We start from the raw sequence: 17,421 nt of genomic DNA, 5'->3' as shown, positions 1-17,421 counted from the left end.
CCCCTAGGTCGCACTTCGCCCGCGACCCGGTGGCCGAACGACAACCCAACAGGGGCGCGGACGGACGGCTACGGGAGAAGCCCCGGCCGGGCCGTCACCCGGAGATCGGCGGAGCCGCGCCCCATTCCAGGCACCCGGCGAACGCGGAGCGAAACGCCGGGGAGGACGGCAACCCCGCCTCGTCGGCCGCGTCGTGCATCAGGTTCACCCAGCGCCGCCACTGCACCGCGCTGATCTCCCGGCCCGCGTGCCAGGCCACCATCCGGCTCTGCCCGGACGGCCCCGGCCCGCCGAACATCTCGGCGAGCCACAGCGCGACATGATCGGCGTACTCGTCGGGCAGCTCGGCGACGAGCGGCCCGAGAAGCTCGTCCCTGACCGCGCGGGCGTGAAACGCGGAGACGAGCCGGGCCAGCCCCTCCGCGCCGCCCGCCCGCTCGTACAGCGTGGGCTCGGCCGAGCCCTTGCCGCGTACCGTCGTCGGCTTGTAGTGACGCATCTCGTCGATGTTCCCCACGTAGGGGCGGATCTCGGCGAGGAAGTCGGGGAACAGCTCCGAGGTCCGGAACCCCTCGACGTGGTCCGCGGTCGACGTCCACACGATGCGCAGGACGTAGTGCTCGAAGTCCTCCTCGCAGCGGTCGAGTTCGTACGCGACGCAGTGGGGCGAGGCGGCCAGGAGACGGGACGCGCGGGTGTACGCGGACAGGAACTCGGCGGAGCGGGCTTCCGGGATCCGGTAGCGGATGTACTCGACCGTCTGCGTTGTCATGTCCGCCAGCCAAACACGGGCGGCCCGCCCCGGTCCACGGACCGGGGCGGGCCGCCCCACACACGCGCTACGTCACTTGCCGAGGTACGCGTTGTAGATCGTGATTGTCGACGTGTTGCCCTTCTTGTCGGTGATCTTGGCGCGGAGCGTGATGCCCTTGCCCTTGGCCGGGTTCTTCACGCTGACCTTGCCGCTCTTGACGGTGACCTTCTTCCAGTTCCTGCCGTCGTCGTAACTGGTGTACACCGAGAGCGACTTGAGGTTCGATCCGGCCGCCGAGCCGGTCACGGAGACCGGGACGGACTGGGTCTTGCCGGCCGTGGCGCGGCTGTCGGAGCCGACCGCCGGGGTGAACCGCACGCCGGACGCCGGGAGCTGGGCGTAGTCCCGCGGCTTCTTCGAGCGGAACGTCCAGCTGGCGTCGATCCGCGTGGACACCGCCGACACCTTGGTGCTGCGCTTCACCGACGTGGTCAGCTTGTACGCGGCATCGCCGGACGGGACGGTGAACGCCTCGTCGCCGAAGAGCGGGTCCTTGTTGGAGCCGACCTTCGTGCCGTTGCGGTACAGCGTCGTGGCCACCGAGGTGAACTCCGAGGCGCCCGCGTGCGTCTTGCCGTCGGCGAACAGCGGCACGTAGCCGTAGATGTCGTTGCCGTCGCGGAAGAGGCCGTAGTCACCGCCCACGCGCGGGGCGAAGACGGCGGTGTTGAACGTCTTCGCGTACTTCTGGCCCGCCTTGAAGGTCTGCGGGGTACCGAGCGAGTAGGAGGCGTCGGGGATCGGGTTGCCGTCCGCGTCCTTGCCCGCGTACTGCAGGAAGTCGTACGTCCACTGGATCTTGTCGTTCGTCGACAGGTACAGCGTGCGGGTACCCGGCAGCTTCTGCTCGACGCGGGCGCCGGTGACGACGTCGTCGGCGAGGAAACCGACCGGCGACAGCGCGCCCGTCTTCCCGGGGACCGAGGAGCCCAGGGTGTTGGCCACCGCGGCGAGTTCGGACTTCTTGAAGTGCTTGGACTTGTCGCCGACGATGTGCTTGACCTTGCCCGTGGTCGCGACGTCGTACTCGGCGCCGCCGCCCTTGCTCCACTGCCCGAACCAGGTCTGCGACAGGCCGCTGGAGACGTCCGCGCCGAGGCTCGCCATGCGGATGTCCGCGAACGAGCCGAGCTGCAGCGTGAGGCCGACCTGCGCCGGGTCGTACGTGTAGCCGATGCTCGCGCTGACCGGCTTCGCCGCCGTGTCCGGCACGGTGATGTCGGCCTTCTTGGTCTGACGGGCGTCCAGGGTCAGGCTGACGTTCTTGGTGACGCTGAGCTTCGGCTGGACGAACCAGTCGACGCCGCCCTTGAAGGTCACGATGTCCTTGGCGAGCCACGCGTCCAGCACGTAGTCACCGCGGGGCACGCGCAGCGTCACGGTGCCGGAGTCGCTCGGCTGCGCCGAGTAGGCCTGGTTCTTGCCGAGGCCGGCGTATCCGATCAGGTCGCTCATGTACGTCGGCAGCGGCTTGCCGTCCCGGCCGAGGTGCTTGAGCGTCACGTCGTAGGACTCGACCTCGCGTGTCACCGCGGCGGCGGTGCGCACGGTCTGGCCGTCGCCGGTCGCCGTGATGTACGCCGAGTAGGCGCCGTCGGCGGTGCCGCCGAGCCGGGTGTCGGCGGTCACGTCGGCCGAGGCGGTGCCGCCCGCCGGGACCGTCACCTTCGTCGAGCCGAGCGCGAAGAAGCCCGCCGGAGCCGGCTGCCCCTTCGGGCCCGTGCCCTGGACCGTCAGGTCGAGGGTGACGTCCTTGGTGCCGGTGTTGCGGTACGTGACCTGCTTGGTGACGGGCTTGTCGTCGGTGTGCGGCCACTGCGCGACGCCGAACCCGACGGAGACCGGCTCGGCGAACACGGTCTGCGCGATGGCCTTGTCGACCTGGATGCGGCCGCTGCCCTGCTGGAACGGGGTGAGGCCCGCGGTGCCCTTGGCCGAACCGACCAGGGCTCCCTTGAGCTGGGTGTACGTCCAGTCCGGGTGCTGCTGCTTGAGGATCGCGGCGGCACCGGCGACGTGCGGGGTCGCCATCGACGTACCGGAGATGGTCAGGTACCCGGCCGGCTTCTCGCCGACCTCCTGGGCGATGACGCTGCCCGGCGCGGCGGCCGCGGTGATGTCGACGCCCGGCGCGGTCACGTCCGGCTTGATGCCGCCGTCGCCGACGCGCGGCCCGGTGGAGGAGAAGTCGGCGAGCTTGTCCTTGTCGTCGACGGCGCCGACGGTCAGCGCGGCGTCGGCGCTGCCGGGCGAACCGATCGAGTTCGGGCCCTCGTTGCCCGCCGCGATGGCGAAGAGGATGCCCTTCTCCTGCGACAGCTTGTTGACCTCGGCCTCGAGCGGGTCGATCTCGGGGGTGTCGCCGCCGCCCAGGCTCAGGTTCACGATGTCGGCGCCCTGCGCGGCCGCCCACTCCATGCCCGCGAGGATGCCGGAGTCGTCGCCGAAGCCGTCGTTGTCGAGCACCTTGCCGTTGAGCAGCTTGGCGCCGGGGGCGACGCCCTTGTACAGGCCGCCCGACTTGGCGCCCGTACCGGCCGCGATGGACGCGACGTGGGTGCCGTGCCCGAAGTGGTCGGTGGCGTCGGGCGCGGCGGAGAAGTTCTTCGACTCGACGACCTGGCTCTTCAGGTCGGGGTGCGTGGCGTCGACGCCGGTGTCGAGCACGGCGATCTTGACGCCCTTGCCGTCGTAGCCGGCGGCCCAGGCGGTGGGCGCGCCGATCTGCGGCACGGACTTGTCCAGGCTGGCCCGGCGGATGCCGTCGAGCCAGATGCGGCTCACGCCGGAGGCGGTGGTCCCGTCCCGGTCGGTGACGGCGTCCCACAGCTTCACCGCGTCCGTCTTCGGCGTGGTGAGCGCGTCCGCGTTCAGCGCCTTGAGCGAGCGGCGCACGGTCGTGTCACCGGCGTCGCGCACGTCGGCGCGGGTGTCGGCCGCCGCGCCCTTGTAGCCGACGATGATCTTGAGGCCGTTCTTCTGCGCCTTCTTGTACGACGCCTTGGACAGCTCGGTGATGTCGAAGAGCCGCTGGTCGAGCTTGCCGGCGGCTATCAGGCGCTGTGCGTCGAGGGGCACCACGTACGTGTGCCCGCCGAGCGTGCGGGTCTGCACGGGTATGTGTGCGCGCCCCGCGGCCGGCTCCACCCCGGCGGCCGGCCCTTGGCGTCGACGGCGACCCGGTCGCCGGTGATGAGCGTGATGTGCGTCCTGGGCTTGAACTGCCCCGCAGCGGTGTGCGCGGCGGCCGCGGGCGCGGCGTGCGCCGGCAGGGCGACACCCGCGGTCACGGCGACGGCGGCGGCACCCGCGACGAGCGCCGCCCGACGCGTCCGAGAATATGGCTGTCTGTGCAACTTTCCCCCTGGGAACGGTGGTTCACCGCAGGGGGCCGGATGACAGAAACCCCCTGAGCCTACAGATGGCTCAGGGGGTTCACAGGTTGCACCGATCACCAGGTTTTCTTTACTTGGCCTTTTCGTTCTCGGTGATCTTGATCAGGCCCTTGCGGATGGTCGCGAGGCGCGGGGCCTTGCGGGCGATCGCCGAGTCGTGGGTGACCATGATGAAGGTGAGCCCGTGCTCCTTCCACTGGGTCTCCAGTACGTCCATGATCTCGTCGCGCATGGACTCGTCGAGGTTGCCGGTGGGCTCGTCGGCGAGGAGCACCTTGGGGTTCTTCACCAGCGCCCGGGCGATGGCGACACGCTGCTGCTGACCGCCGGACATCTCCGAGGGGAGGTGGGTCAGCCGCTCCCCCAGCCCCACGGACTTCAGCGCCGCCCCCGCCCGCTCACGCCGCTCCGCCACCTTCAGCCCCAGCGGCACCAGCGCGGTCTCCACGTTCTCCTGCGCGGTCAGCGTCGGGATGAGGTTGAAGGACTGGAAGACGAACCCGATGGACTCGGCGCGGACCTTGGTGAGCCGGGCCTCGGGCAGCTTGGCCAGGTCGGTGCCGTCGAGCTCGACGCTGCCCGATGTCGGCCGGTCGAGCCCGCCGAGCATCTGGAGCAGCGTCGACTTGCCGCCGCCGGTGGGGCCCTGGATGACGAGCCGGTCGCCGTCGCCGATGGTCAGGTCCACTCCGGCGAGCGCGTCGATGCGCTCCTTGCCGCGCTGGTACTGCTTGGTGACGCCTCTGAGGTGATACATGGGGCAACTCCTGTGGTACGTAGAGGAAGTCGGGACGGCCGGTGGGCTACTCGACGCGGCGCAGCGCGTCCGCCGGGCGAAGGCGCGAGGCCCGCCAGCCGCCGAACGCGCCGGCGATCAGACCGCCCGCGACGGCGAGGCCGACCGCGAGGGCGATGGTGGTGCCGGAGACCGGCGCGGTCAGCGCGATGTCGAGGGTCTTGCCCGCGGACTGCCGCAGGCCGCCGGGGCCACCGCCGCCGGGACCGCCCATGCCGCCCCCGCCGCCGAAGCCGCCACCACCGCCTCCGCCGCCGGTCGAGCCGAGGGACGCGCTGAGGGTCGGGCTGATCGCGGTGACCACGTACGCGCCGCCCAGACCGACCGCGATGCCGAGGACGCCGCCGATGAGCCCGTTGACGACGGCCTCACCGATGACCTGCCGGGTGACCCGGCCGGACTTCCAGCCGAGCGCCTTGAGCGTGCCGAACTCCCGGACGCGGCGCGAGACCGCCGAGGAGGTGAGCAGGCCCGCGACGAGGAACGCGGCGACGAGCACCGCGATCGACAGCCACTTGCCGACGTTCGAGGCGAGCGAGGAGGCCGTGGAGAGCGAGCCGGAGACGGTCTTCGCGAGGTCCGCGGAGGTGGTGACCGTCGTGCCCGAGATGTTCTTGCTGATGGTCGACTTCACCGCGTCGATCTGCTGCGAGTCGGTCGCCTTGACGTAGACCGTCGTCACCTTGTTCTTCATGTCGGCGACGGTCTGCGCCTGCTTCAGCGGGATGTAGAGGTTGGCCGCCGAGTCGCCGCTGTCCGCGGTGGAGACGCCGACGACCTTGAACTTCGTCCCGTGGATGGTGACGTTGTCACCGACGGCGAGCTTCTTCTCCTTCGCGTACGAGGCGTCGGCGACGGCCACCTTGGCGTCGGTCTCGGACGTCTTGAACGTCCGCCCCTTGGTGATCTTCGAGGTGGTCAGCGGGCCGAGGTTCTGCTTGGTGACGTCGGTGCCGTACACCGAGAAGGAGTTGACGGCGAAGTTGGCGCCGCCGCCCTCGACGCGGCCCTGCGGCTGGCCGTTGCCGCCGCTGCGGCCTCCGGGGCCGTCCTGGCCCTGCTGCCCCTGGCTCTGGTCCTGCTTGAACTGACCGCGCGTGAACTGCCCGCTGACCTTCATGACCTGGAGGTTGAGGCCGCCCACGGTGTCGGCGACGCCCTTCTGGTCGGCCACCTCGGTGACCGTGGAGGAGGCGAGCGTCTGGAAGCCCTGGACCATGACCCGGTCGGTGGACTGCTTGTCGGAGTCGGAATCACCCTCCCTGGCGTCGAACTTGAAGTTCGGCCGCCCGTTGTCCCCCGTCTGCGCCGCGGCCGCCTTGGTGACGGTCATGTCGGTGCCGAGGCCGTACAGGGACTGGAGGACCTTGTCCTGGGCCTTGTTCATGCCGGAGGACACGGAGCTGACGACGATGACGAGCGCGATGCCGAGGGCGAGCCCCGAGGCGACGACCAGGGCCGCCTTTCTGCGGCGGCGCAACTCACGCCTGAGGTAGGTGAAGAACATGTGGCAGCCTCGCCGGTGACGGCCCGCGGAATCGGGGCGCTGGAAGGAATCAGCGGAACCGTATTGAGCGGCTGTAAGGGTTCTGTGAGGCGTGGATGAGAACGGGATGAGACCCGAATCGAGCCCGTTCCTAGGCCGCGCTCACGTTCTCCGAGACCGAGATCAGGCCCTTGCGGATGGTCGCGAGGCGCGGGGCCTTGCGGGCGATCGCCGAGTCGTGGGTGACCATGATGAACGTGAGCCCGTGCTCCTTCCACTGGGTCTCCAGTACGTCCATGATCTCGTCCCGCATCGACTCGTCCAGGTTGCCGGTGGGCTCGTCCGCGAGCAGCACCTTCGGGTTCTTCACCAGCGCCCGCGCGATCGCCACACGCTGCTGCTGACCACCCGACATCTCCGACGGCAGATGAGTGAGCCGCTCACCCAGACCCACCGACTTCAACGCCTCCGCCGCCCGCTCACGCCGCTCCGCCACCTTCAGCCCCAGCGGCACCAGCGCGGTCTCCACGTTCTCCTGCGCGGTCAGCGTCGGAATGAGGTTGAAGGACTGGAAGACGAACCCGATCTTCTCGCTGCGCACCTTCGTCAGCTTCGCCTCGGAGAGCGCCGCGAGGTCGGTGCCGTCGAGGTGAACGCTGCCCGAGGTCGGCCGGTCGAGCCCGCCGAGCATTTGCAGCAGGGTCGACTTGCCGCCGCCGGTGGGGCCCTGGATGACGAGCCGGCCGCCGTCCTCCACGGTCAGGTCGACACCGCGCAGGGCGTCGACGGTCTCCTTGCCGCGCTGGTACCGCTTGGTCACGCCGCGCAGTTCGTACATGGTGAACTCCTGTCGGGAGAAGGGGCGATGGGCTATTCGACGCGGCGCAGCGCGTCCGCCGGGCGGAGCCGCGAGGCCCGCCAGCCGCCGTACGCGCCGGCGACCAGACCGCCGCCGATCGCCAGGGCCGCGGCGAGCGCGATCGTGGAGAGGCTGACCGGCGCGGAGAGCGCCACGTCGATGGTGCTCGCCGCGGCCGAGCCGCCGCCGGGCCCACCGCCCGTGCCGCCCCCGCCGCCGGGACCGCCCATGCCGCCGCCACCGCCGGTGGAGCCGAGGGACGCGGTCAGGGTCGGGCTGAAGGCCGTGACGGCGTACGCGGCGACGACGCCGAGCGCGATGCCGAGGACACCACCGATCAGCCCGTTGACGATCGCCTCACCGGCGACCTGCCGGGTCACCCGGCCCGACTTCCAGCCCAGCGCCTTGAGCGTGCCGAACTCGCGCACCCGGCGCGAGACCGCCGACGAGGTGAGCAGCGCGGCGACGACGACGGCCGCGGCGAGCACCACGACCGACAGCCACTTGCCCACGCTGGAGGCGAGGTCGGAGGCGGTCGACAGCGAGCCGGAGACGGTGTCGGCGAGGTCGGCGGAGGTGGTGACCGTGGTCCCGGCGATGTTCTTCTTGATGGTCGCCTTGACGGTGTCGATCTGCTGCGAGTCGGCGGCCTTCACATAGATGGTGGAGACCTTGTTCCCGGCGTCGGCGAGCGTCTGCGCCTGCTTGAGCGGCAGATAGACGTCCCCGGTCGAGTCGCTGCTGCTCGCCTGCGCGATGCCGACGACCTCGTACGTCACCTTGTTGACGGTGAGCGTGTCGCCGACGGCCTTGGAGTTCTCCTTGGCGTACGACGCCGAGAGGACCGCCACCTTGGCGTTCGTCTCGGCCGCCTTGAACGTCCGCCCCTTGGTGATCTCCATCGTGGAGAGCGGTCCGAGGCCCTGGTGCGCGACGTCGATGCCGTACACGGAGTACGAGTTGACGTCGAAGTTCGCTCCGCCGCCCTGCACGCCGCCCTCCCCGCCGCCTCCGCCGGAGGGAGCGCCCTGTCCCTGGGACTGTCCCTGGGACTGGCTCTGGGACTGGCTCTGGGACTGGCTCTGGGACTGGCCCTGGCTGAACTGGCCGGAGACCTTCATGACGTTGAGGGTGAGGGCGCCGGTCGCGGCCGAGACGCCCTTCTGGTCCGCGACCTCGTCGACCAGCGACGCCTTCAGGGTCTGGCCGCCCGACGCCATGACGCGGTCGGTCGACTGCGTCTTGCTGGAGTCGTCGTCGCCGTCGGCGTCGAACCTGAAGTTGGGGCGCTCGCCGCTCTGGGGAGCGGAGGCCGCCTTGGTCACCGTCATGTCGGTGCCGAGCCCGTAGAGCGACGCGAGGACCTTGCTCTGGGCCTGCTTCATCCCGGCCGAGACCGACGTGACCGTGATGACCAGCGCGATGCCGAGCGCGAGCCCGGAGGCGACGACGAGGGCCGCCTTCCGGCGCCGCCTCAATTCGCGCCTGAGGTAGGTGAGGAACATGCACCGGACAGTAGGGAGGCCGCTTGGCAGTGAGCTGTGAGCCGCATGCGGTCTTCATGTGGGCCCGACGAGAACACCGTGAACGCGCTGATCCCCGGTACACGGGATGTACCGGGGATCAGCGGATGGCGTCTCGGGTCAGGCGGCGGAGCCGGCCTTCCAGTCCGCCCAGCTCAGGTTCCAGCCGTTGAGGCCGTTGTCCGGCTGGACCGTCTTGTCGCCGGTGTTCTTCACGATGACGACGTCGCCGACCATCGAGTTGTCGTAGAACCAGGCGCCCGGGGTGCTGGAGTCGTTGGCACCCTTGGCGTCGGAGAGGCCGACGCAGCCGTGGCTGGTGTTCACCGAGCCGAAGATGGACTTGGCGCCCCAGTAGTTGCCGTGGATGAAGGTGCCGGAGTTCGACAGGCGCATCGCGTGCGGCACGTCCTTGATGTCGTACTCGCCCTTGCCGTCGTCGTCCGTGAAGCCGACCGTCGCGCCGTTCATCCGGGTCTCCTTGAACTTCTCGGAGATCACCATCTGGCCCTCGTACGTCTTGTTCTCGGGCGAACCGGCGGAGATCGGGATGGTCTTGACGACCTTGCCGTCACGGGTGACGGTCATCTGCTTGGTCTTGGCGTCGACCGTGGAGACCTGGTTGCGCCCGACCTTGAAGGTGACCGTCTTCTGCTGCACACCGGTCACGCCGCTCGCGCCCTCGACGCCGTCGAGGTCGAGCTTCAGGGTGACGGTGGAGCCGCCCTTCCAGTAGTCCTCGGGGCGGAAGTCCAGGCGGTTGGCGCTGAACCAGTGGCCGACGACCTCCTGGCCGCTGCTGGACGACACGGTGATGTGGGACTGCACATCGGCCTTGTTCGTGATCGCCTTGTCGAAGTTGATCGAGACCGGCATGCCGACGCCGACGGTCGAGCCGTCCTCCGGCGTGAAGTTGCCGATGAAGCTGTTGGCCGGGGAGACCGTCGTGAACTGCGAGTTCTCGTGCGCGGCGCGGCCGTCGGAGTCCTTCGCCACGGCGGCGATCTTGTACGAGGTCGCGCGCTGCAGCTGGTTCGTGGGCTTCCAGCTCTTCTTGTCCGCGGCTATCTGACCGGCGACGGCGGTCCCGTCGGCCGTGGTCATCTTGACCTCGGTGAGCGTGCCCTTGCTCACGGTGACCTTGGCGGCGTTGTTGATGCTCGCGTTGTCGGAGCCGTCCTTCGGCGCGATCTTGATGTCGGCCTCGGACGTCTTCTTCGCCGCGGCCTCGTCGGCCTGCTGCTGCGTCTTCTCGCCGCTGCCCGACGCGGCACTGTCGCCGTCGCCGCCGCTGCACGCAGAGAGCACCAGAACACCGCCGAGCAGGGCGGACGCGGCCATCAGACCCTTGCGCCGCTTACCGTCCGTCATCACACGCTTCTCCATCGTCGCCGATTTTCCGGATCTCCCCGGAGGAACACAGAGGTTCCCCCTACCCATACATAACGCAGTGACCGCTTCGGGCCGTTCCCGAAGCGCCCCGATGTGGGGGACACCACGTGGAAAAGGGGGTGACCACCGATGCACCCGTGGTAACGACGCCCCCGCGATCCCCGTCGGAAACGGCGAAACCCCGGGGCGGCGGTCACCGCCCCGGGGTTCCCCGTCGCACCGACCGCTACACGTCGTCCTCCCCGTCATCATCCCCGTCGAGATCCCAGTCCGGCGAATCGGGGTCGTAGTCGACCTGTTCGCTGGACCAGGAGGCCTGGACGAGTTCGGCGCCCGGCACGTCGCCGACCAGGTCGAAGGGGTCCACCAGATACGCGACGGCCTCCGCCTCGTCCTCCTGCACGGCGCTCTCGGCGTGCCCCCGCTCGCCCTCCGGCAGCTCTCCCTGCGCGGCGGACTCGGCGATGCGCTGCAGGGCTCCGCCGGTCAGCGCCTCCCCGTCGATGACCTCCAGGACCAATTCCACCTTCAGGCGAACAAAGCGTGACGTCTCATCAGTACTCATGACGCGGAGCGTACGGCCCGGGACCCCCGTGACTTTCCCGTGACCCGCCCCTGTCACTAGGATCGGCCCACACGGCCAATTCGCCAGCGCCACAAGGGGGATCGCTTCCGTGTCCGCCGCACGCCGATCACTGTTCACCGCCACCGCCGCCGGGACGCTCCTGGCCGCCCTGTGGTTCGTCCCCAGCGCCACCGCAGACCCGGGACACACCTCCACCGCCGACCAGCAGCACACCGCCGCCACGGTCGACACCCAGTCCGACCGCCAACTCCGCCTGGCCGACACGGGAACGGTGGACACCACCCCGTACGTGGTCGGCGGCTCGGCCTTCCTGGGCCTGGGCGTAGCGTTCGTCGCCTACTCGGTCCGCAGAGAACGAACGGCCGAGTAGAGGGGCGCCCCGTAAGGGGCGCGGGACTGTGCCGACATGCGGCTCCGCCGCGTGAGCGCGACAAGCCACAGCACACCCGCACCCGCCCACGAGGCGAAACCCGGCAGACGCCAGGGCGCGACCGGCTAGGCCAGCGCCCCGGTCACCGACTCAACGGCCTCCACCAGCGCCCCACTTCGCACAAACGCATCAGCGGCAGCGAGATCGGGCGCCAGGAACCGATCGGGCCCGGCCCCCTGGACCCCGGCCTCCCGAGCGGCAGCGATCACCGCGCGAGAGGCGGGCGCCGCACGCAGCCCCTCCCGCAACTCGACACCCCGGGTCGCCGCGTACAGCTCCACGGCCACGATCCGCGCCAGATTGTCGACAGCCGTCCGCAGCTTGCGCGCCGCCGACCACCCCATGGACACGTGGTCCTCCTGCATCGCGGAGGACGGGATCGAGTCGGCCGACGCCGGCACGGCGAGCCGCTTCAGCTCGCTCACCAGCGCGGCCTGCGTGTACTGCGCGATCATGAGCCCCGAGTCGACCCCGGCGTCGTCCGCGAGGAACGGCGGCAGCCCGTGCGAGCGGTTCTTGTCGAGCAGCCGGTCGGTGCGCCGCTCGGCGATGGAGCCGAGGTCGGCGGCGGCGATGGCGAGGAAGTCGAGCACATAGGCGACCGGCGCGCCATGGAAGTTGCCGTTGGACTCCACGCGCCCGTCGGGCAGCACCACGGGATTGTCGACGGCGGCGGCCAGCTCGCGCTCGGCGACGAGCCGCGCGTGCGCCATGGTGTCCCGCCCGGCCCCGGCGACCTGCGGAGCGCACCGCACGGAGTACGCGTCCTGCACGCGCGGCGCGTCGTCCTGGTGGTGCCCGGTGAGCTCGGAGCCCTGGAGCACGGCGAGCATGTTGGCGGCGGAGGCGGCCTGCCCGGGGTGCGGGCGGATCGCGTGCAGCTCGGGGGCGAGCACCTTGTCGGTGCCGAGCAGCGCCTCCAGGGACAGCGCGGCGGTGACGTCGGCGGCCTTGTACAGGTTGTCGAGGTCGTCGAGGGCCATGACGAGCATGCCGAGCATGCCGTCGGTCCCGTTGAGCAGGGCCAGGCCCTCCTTCTCGCGCAGCTCGACCGGCGCGATGCCGTGCTCGGCGAGCAGTTCTCCGGCGGGCCGCACGACCCCGTCCGGGCCCTCGGCGTCGCCCTCGCCCATGAGCGTGAGCGCGCAGTGGCTGAGCGGGGCGAGGTCGCCGGAGCAGCCGAGCGAGCCGTACTCGTGGACGACCGGGGTGATCCCGGCGTTGAGCACGTCCGCCATGGTCTGCGCGACCTCGGGGCGCACGCCGGTGTGCCCGGAGCAGACGGTCTTCAGGCGCAGGAACATCAGCGCCCGCACCACCTCGCGCTCCACGCGCGGGCCCATGCCCGCGGCGTGCGAGCGCACGATGTTGCGCTGGAGCTGGGCGCGCAGCTCGGGGCTGATGTGCCGGGTGGCGAGGGCGCCGAACCCGGTGGAGACGCCGTAGACCGGCTCGGGCTTCGCGGCGAGCGCGTCGACGATCTCGCGGGCCGCGGTCAGCGCCGCGACGGCGTCGGCGGAGAGTTCGATCCGGGCGTCGCGGCGGGCGACGGCGACGACATCGGCAGCGGTGACCCCGGCCGTCCCGACCACCACAGTGTGCATATCCATATTCAGGAGCGTACGCAGTGAATCTCTGGATGTCACGACCGAGTTCCGGGAAAGACCCTTACTGGTCGAGGCCCCGGATCCGCCGCCGCTCCCGCTCCCCGGTGACCGGCGGCGGGGCGTCGGCGAGCCGGACGACCGGATCGTCGAGGCCGCCGCCCCGCCCGGCGACCACCGGCCGCGCGGCGCGCAGCGCCTTGGCCTTGTACTGGGCGGCGTCCGCGAGCCGGAACAGCCGGCGTGCGCTCCTGACCTCGCCGATCGGGTCCCCGGTCGAGGCGATGCCGACCGCGACGCCCTCGCCGAGGTCCATCTCGGCCGCCCGCGAGCAGATCTCGTCGCCGACCCGCACCACGTCGTCGGCGGACGGGCCCACGGCGAGCAGGCAGAACTCGTCGCCGCCGAGCCGAGCCACGAGCGCGCCGGGCAGCATCGCGCCGCACAGCGAGAGGACGGACCCGAACCGTTCGAGGAGCCGGTCGCCGATCGCGTGCCCGAGGGTGTCGTTGACCTTCTTGAGCCCGTTCAGGTCGCACACCACGAGGCTGACCACGGCGCCGTCGGCCCGGTGCCGCTCCACCGCCTGGTCGAGGCGTATGTCGACGGCCCGCCGGTTCGCGAGGCCGGTCAGCGCGTCGGTGAAGGCCAGCCGCCGGGCCTCCTCCAGGCGCTCGGTCTGCGCGAGCCCGGCGGCCACCACGGAGGCCAGTACGGTTGCCAGGTCGGCGTCCGCGGGCACGAACGCGGGCACGCCGGGCGGCCGCGCGACGTACAGCTCGCCCCACGCCCGCCCGTGCAGCACGACCGGCGCGACGACACAGCTCCCGCGCCCCCGGCGGCGCAGCGCGGCGACCCGCTGATGGCAGTATCCGGCGGCCTCGACCGGCCCCGCGGCGGTCTCCACCCACGCGTCGGGCTCCCCGCCGCCCGCCCACCGCTCGTGCAGGAACTCGGTGATCTCCGGGAACTGGTGCACCGGGTAGGTCTCGTCCTCGGGGAACTCCTCCTCGCCGGACGTCCGCTCCCCCACGTTGACCAGGACCCGCAGCTGTCCGCGCTCGCGCTCCCACACGGAGAGCGCGGCGAAGTTCCCCGACAGCGCGTGGCAGGCGCCGAGCGCGGCCGCCCGCCAGGACTCCCGCGGGGACTGCGCCGCCGCCATGCCCTGCGCGAGCATCACGACGGCCCGCAGCCGGACATCCTCACCCATTGCTCCAGGTTAGGTACATTCCTGGCATTACGGTGAATTGTGTACACCCGATCAAGGGGGGAGCGCCCCGTCAGAGGCGCGGGGCCGTGTCCATCGGCGGCTCCGCCGCGGGGCGCGAGAAGCGGCCACCGGCCGTCAGCCGACATCCGGCCCCGATCTCACACCCCGGGCCACCGAGGCGCCCGCTTCTCGTTGAACGCGGCGACCCCCTCCGCCCGGTCCCCCGAGAACGCCACCGACCGCCACGCCGCGTCCTCGACCTCCAGACCGGCCCGCAGGTCGAGCCCGTGCCCGAGCCGCAGCGCCCGCTTGGCGGCGCGCAGCCCGACGGGCGAGTTGGCGGCGATCCGGGCGGCGAGCGCGAGGGCCTCGGCCCGGTCCTGCCCGGCGGCCACGAGCCGGTCCACGAGCCCGAGGTCCGCGGCCTCGGCGGCCTCGACCCGGCGCGCGGAGAAGATCAGCTCGGCGGCGCGCGCGGCCCCGACGCGGCGCGGCAGCAGCTGCGTACCGCCGCCGCCGGGGATCACCCCGACCGACACCTCGGGCAGCCCGACCACGGCCGTGGCGTCGGCCACGATCAGATCGCAGGCGAGCGCCAGCTCGAAGCCGCCGCCGAGCGCGAAGCCGTGCACGGCCGCGATCGTGGGCACCGGCAGGTCCAGTACGCCCGTGTAGGCGGCCCGCGCGACGGGCCGCTGCCGGACCAGCTCGGCGTCCGAGAACGAGTTCCGCTCCTTCAGGTCGGCCCCGACGCAGAACGCCCGCTCGTTGCTGGAGGTGACGACCACGACCCGTACGCCGTCGTCGGCCGCCAGCGCATCGCACGCGGCGCCGATGGACCGGGCCATGTCGCTGGACACGGCGTTCATCGCCTTGGGCCGGTCGAGCGTCAGCTCGGCGACGGTGCCGTCCTCGTGCCGCGTGACGCCGACGAACTCCCCGAACCGCTGGTCCTCACCCACGACTGCGCTCCTCCACTGGCGGTTAACTGACGTTAACCGGAGGGTGTCAGGTGCGCCGGGTCAGCGTCCAGGGCTCCACGACACCCAGACCACGTACGGGCCGCTGCCACATCGGCTGGAGCGCGAACCGGTACGACGGCGGCTCCTCGCCGTCCTGTTCGGCCTTCTGCGCCTCGACGGCGGCCTCGGCCTCCGACGTCGGCGCGTCCCCGGTGCGGATCAGCTCCTCGGCGAAGGCGCCGTCGACCAGCACGTTGTCCCGTGGCGCTATCGAGGTGAGCCGGCTCGCGAGGTTCACGGTCGTGCCGAAGACATCGCCCATGCGGGTCGTCACGGTCCCGAACGCCATGCCGACGCGCAGCTCGGGCATGGTCTCGTCGTTGCTCATCGTCTCGATGAGCCGCAGCGCGATCTCGCCCGCGATCCCGGCGTCGTCGGCGGCGAACAGCACCTCGTCGCCGAGCGTCTTGATGAGCCGGCCGCCGTGCGCGGCGACCAGGTCGGCGGCCGTGGTCTCGAAGGCCTCGACCAGCTCGCCGAGCTCCTCCTCCTCCATCCGCCGGGTCAGCCGGGTGAACCCGACCAGGTCGGCGAAGCCGACGGCGAGCCGCCGGTCGACCATCTCCTCGTCGTCCCCGGCCTGGACGACCCGCCCGGTGGCCGCGGCCAGCTGCCGCCGCCACACGTAGACGAGGAACTCCTCCAGCTCGGGCAGGAGCAGCTCTATCAGCGGATACGTGACCTCGGTACGGGTCATGCCGGGCTCGGGCGGTTCGGTGAGCCCTTCCAGGAACGAGTCGATCTGCCACTCGGCGAGCCGCGCCGTGGTCTGGCCGGTGGACCGGGCCACCTGCACGGCCATCGCCTCGCTGAGCAGGCCCGCCTCGACGAGACCGGCGAGCCGCCGCAGCGCGAGGACGTCGGCCTCGGTCAGCGCCTTGGCCTGGCCGATGTCGGCGAAGCCCATGGCCCGCCAGAACCGGGAGGCCAGCTCCATGGAGACGCCCGCGCTGCGGGCCGCCTGGAACGGGGTGTAGCGGCGCTCGGCGCCCAGGATGAGCCCTTCGAGCCGCAGGGCGAGGGGATCCTCCGGGTGTTCCTCGGCCCCGTCCGACTTCTCGGGGTCGCCTTGGCCACCCGTGCCGGAGCCCGAGTCGTCGACGGTCACGCCTGCTGCCCTTCCGATCTGCCGCGGTCAGGTATCGACCGGGCTCAACTCTACGGCAGCCCCTGTGTGCCAGGTCACTCCGCTCGCACCGGGCCCCTGGCATGTCGCCCACCCGCGCCGCTCATGGGTTGTCGGTCGGGTGCGCCACCGCCGTGGCTGGTCGCGCAGTTCTCCGCGCCCCTGAAGGCCGCAGGCCTCTCAGGGGCGCGGAGAACTGCGCGAGAAGCGGCCACCGGCCCGCAGATGAAGACGGGTCACGCCGGGCGCAGGTGGATGATGTCGCCGGCGGCCACCGGCTCCCGGGTGCCGTCGGAGCCGGCGATGACGAGGCGACCGTCACCGTCCACGGCGACAGCCTCCCCCACAAGATCCCGCCCCCCGGGCAACTGCGCCCGCACAGCCCGCCCCAACGTCGCGCACCCGGCCGCATACGTCGCCTGCAACCCCGACACCCCCGGATCCCCCTGCGCCGCACACCACTCCAGGTACCACCGCTCGAACGACCGCAGAACGGCCCGCAGCAACGGCTCCCGGTCGACCACCTTCGCCCCGGCCAGCGCCAGCGACCCCGCACCGGGCACCGGCAGCTCCTCGGCCCGCAGCGACACGTTCAGCCCGATCCCGACCACGACCCCGTCCGCCCCGGCCCGCTCCGCGAGGATCCCGGCGGCCTTGCGCTCCTCGCCGCCCACCGTCAGCAGCAGGTCGTTGGGCCACTTCAGCGCCGTGTCGACCCCGGCCACCGAGGAGAGCCCCGTGGCGAGCGCGACCCCGGCGAGCAGCGGCAGCCACCCCCAGCGCTCCACCGGCACCTCGTGCTCGCCGGGCTTGAGCAGCACGGAGAAGAACAGCCCCGAGCGCGGCGGAGCCGACCAGCGCCGGTCGAGCCGCCCGCGCGCCGCGCTCTGCTCCTCGGCGATCAGCACGGCCCCCTCGGCGACGGCCCCCGAGGAGGCCCGGGTCACCAGGTCGGTGTTGGTGGAGCCGGTACGGGGCACGACTTCGAGGGACGACCACAGTCCGTCCCCGCGCAGGAGGGAGCGGCGCAGCCCGGCCTCGCCCAGCGGCGGCCGGTCCAGGTCCGACCAGCGGTTGTTCCCGTACACGTCTGAACCATCTCGCGGCGTCATGCAACCCAGCGTAGGTGTGGCAAACGCCGCACTGCCGAGCAGTATTCGCGCCACTACGCTACG

13 protein-coding genes and 1 pseudogene are annotated in these 17,421 nt (G+C 71.3%); 1 reads left to right on the top strand and 13 read right to left on the bottom strand.

Annotated features, from left to right (window positions below; all coding sequences use genetic code 11):
* Window positions 1–94 precede the first annotated feature (94 nt).
* The 8 genes and pseudogenes from ABII15_RS24375 to ABII15_RS24340 form a co-directional block, all read right to left on the bottom strand.
* Window positions 95–772, bottom strand: coding sequence for an antibiotic biosynthesis monooxygenase (locus ABII15_RS24375; RefSeq protein ID WP_353944421.1), 678 nt, complete (start codon window positions 770–772; stop codon window positions 95–97).
* 72 nt (window positions 773–844) lie between these two features.
* Window positions 845–4,170 (bottom strand): annotated as a pseudogene (locus tag ABII15_RS24370) (S8 family peptidase).
* A 109-nt stretch (window positions 4,171–4,279) separates the two neighbouring features.
* Window positions 4,280–4,966 carry an ABC transporter ATP-binding protein gene (locus ABII15_RS24365; protein ID WP_353944420.1) on the bottom strand — a complete coding sequence of 229 codons (687 nt, stop codon included), beginning with the start codon at window positions 4,964–4,966 and terminating at the stop codon, window positions 4,280–4,282.
* 46 nt (window positions 4,967–5,012) lie between these two features.
* Entirely contained in the window at window positions 5,013–6,512 is a 1,500-nt protein-coding gene (locus tag ABII15_RS24360) for an ABC transporter permease (protein ID WP_353944419.1), read from the bottom strand.
* A 130-nt stretch (window positions 6,513–6,642) separates the two neighbouring features.
* Complete coding sequence (locus ABII15_RS24355; protein WP_353944418.1) at window positions 6,643–7,329, bottom strand: ABC transporter ATP-binding protein; 687 nt, start codon at window positions 7,327–7,329, stop codon at window positions 6,643–6,645.
* Between the two features lie 32 nt (window positions 7,330–7,361).
* Window positions 7,362–8,855 carry an ABC transporter permease gene (locus ABII15_RS24350; protein WP_353944417.1) on the bottom strand — a complete coding sequence of 498 codons (1,494 nt, stop codon included), beginning with the start codon at window positions 8,853–8,855 and terminating at the stop codon, window positions 7,362–7,364.
* A 138-nt stretch (window positions 8,856–8,993) separates the two neighbouring features.
* Window positions 8,994–10,259 carry an Ig-like domain-containing protein gene (locus tag ABII15_RS24345; protein ID WP_353944416.1) on the bottom strand — a complete coding sequence of 422 codons (1,266 nt, stop codon included), beginning with the start codon at window positions 10,257–10,259 and terminating at the stop codon, window positions 8,994–8,996.
* A 232-nt stretch (window positions 10,260–10,491) separates the two neighbouring features.
* Window positions 10,492–10,830, bottom strand: coding sequence for a hypothetical protein (locus ABII15_RS24340; protein ID WP_353944415.1), 339 nt, complete (start codon window positions 10,828–10,830; stop codon window positions 10,492–10,494).
* 109 nt (window positions 10,831–10,939) lie between these two features.
* Here ABII15_RS24340 and ABII15_RS24335 point away from each other — a divergent pair, with 109 nt between their 5' ends.
* Window positions 10,940–11,221 (top strand): hypothetical protein, encoded by a 282-nt coding sequence (locus tag ABII15_RS24335; RefSeq protein ID WP_353944414.1) that lies wholly within the window; start codon window positions 10,940–10,942, stop codon window positions 11,219–11,221.
* Between the two features lie 125 nt (window positions 11,222–11,346).
* On the opposite strand, the gene hutH is transcribed toward ABII15_RS24335, so the two are convergent.
* The 5 genes from hutH to ABII15_RS24310 all read right to left on the bottom strand — a co-directional run bounded on the left by hutH (window position 11,347) and on the right by ABII15_RS24310 (window position 17,358).
* Window positions 11,347–12,885 carry a histidine ammonia-lyase gene (hutH, locus tag ABII15_RS24330; protein WP_353947179.1) on the bottom strand — a complete coding sequence of 513 codons (1,539 nt, stop codon included), beginning with the start codon at window positions 12,883–12,885 and terminating at the stop codon, window positions 11,347–11,349.
* A gap of 64 nt (window positions 12,886–12,949) precedes the next feature.
* On the bottom strand, window positions 12,950–14,098 hold the full coding sequence (locus ABII15_RS24325) for a sensor domain-containing diguanylate cyclase (protein WP_353944413.1): 1,149 nt from the start codon (window positions 14,096–14,098) through the stop codon (window positions 12,950–12,952).
* Window positions 14,099–14,256: 158 nt separating this feature from the next.
* A complete protein-coding gene (locus tag ABII15_RS24320) occupies window positions 14,257–15,060 on the bottom strand; it encodes an enoyl-CoA hydratase-related protein (protein WP_353944412.1) in 804 nt (267 codons plus the stop codon).
* Between the two features lie 46 nt (window positions 15,061–15,106).
* On the bottom strand, window positions 15,107–16,228 hold the full coding sequence (locus ABII15_RS24315; RefSeq protein ID WP_353944411.1) for an adenylate/guanylate cyclase domain-containing protein: 1,122 nt from the start codon (window positions 16,226–16,228) through the stop codon (window positions 15,107–15,109).
* Window positions 16,229–16,482: 254 nt separating this feature from the next.
* On the bottom strand, window positions 16,483–17,358 hold the full coding sequence (locus ABII15_RS24310) for a biotin--[acetyl-CoA-carboxylase] ligase (RefSeq protein WP_353944410.1): 876 nt from the start codon (window positions 17,356–17,358) through the stop codon (window positions 16,483–16,485).
* Window positions 17,359–17,421 lie beyond the last annotated feature (63 nt).

Source organism: Streptomyces sp. HUAS MG91, from assembly GCF_040529335.1.
Lineage (GTDB): Bacteria > Actinomycetota > Actinomycetes > Streptomycetales > Streptomycetaceae > Streptomyces > Streptomyces tabacisoli.
This window is presented reverse-complemented; position numbering and strand designations above follow the sequence as displayed.

Coding starts and splice junctions, on each gene's coding strand:
- ABII15_RS24375 (WP_353944421.1), bottom strand. CDS start 772: ATGACAACGCAGACGGTCGAGTACATCCGCTACCGGATCCCGGAAGCC.
- ABII15_RS24365 (WP_353944420.1), bottom strand. CDS start 4,966: ATGTATCACCTCAGAGGCGTCACCAAGCAGTACCAGCGCGGCAAGGAG.
- ABII15_RS24360 (WP_353944419.1), bottom strand. CDS start 6,512: ATGTTCTTCACCTACCTCAGGCGTGAGTTGCGCCGCCGCAGAAAGGCG.
- ABII15_RS24355 (WP_353944418.1), bottom strand. CDS start 7,329: ATGTACGAACTGCGCGGCGTGACCAAGCGGTACCAGCGCGGCAAGGAG.
- ABII15_RS24350 (WP_353944417.1), bottom strand. CDS start 8,855: ATGTTCCTCACCTACCTCAGGCGCGAATTGAGGCGGCGCCGGAAGGCG.
- ABII15_RS24345 (WP_353944416.1), bottom strand. CDS start 10,259: ATGGAGAAGCGTGTGATGACGGACGGTAAGCGGCGCAAGGGTCTGATG.
- ABII15_RS24340 (WP_353944415.1), bottom strand. CDS start 10,830: ATGAGTACTGATGAGACGTCACGCTTTGTTCGCCTGAAGGTGGAATTG.
- hutH (WP_353947179.1), bottom strand. CDS start 12,885: ATGCACACTGTGGTGGTCGGGACGGCCGGGGTCACCGCTGCCGATGTC.
- ABII15_RS24325 (WP_353944413.1), bottom strand. CDS start 14,098: ATGGGTGAGGATGTCCGGCTGCGGGCCGTCGTGATGCTCGCGCAGGGC.
- ABII15_RS24310 (WP_353944410.1), bottom strand. CDS start 17,358: ATGACGCCGCGAGATGGTTCAGACGTGTACGGGAACAACCGCTGGTCG.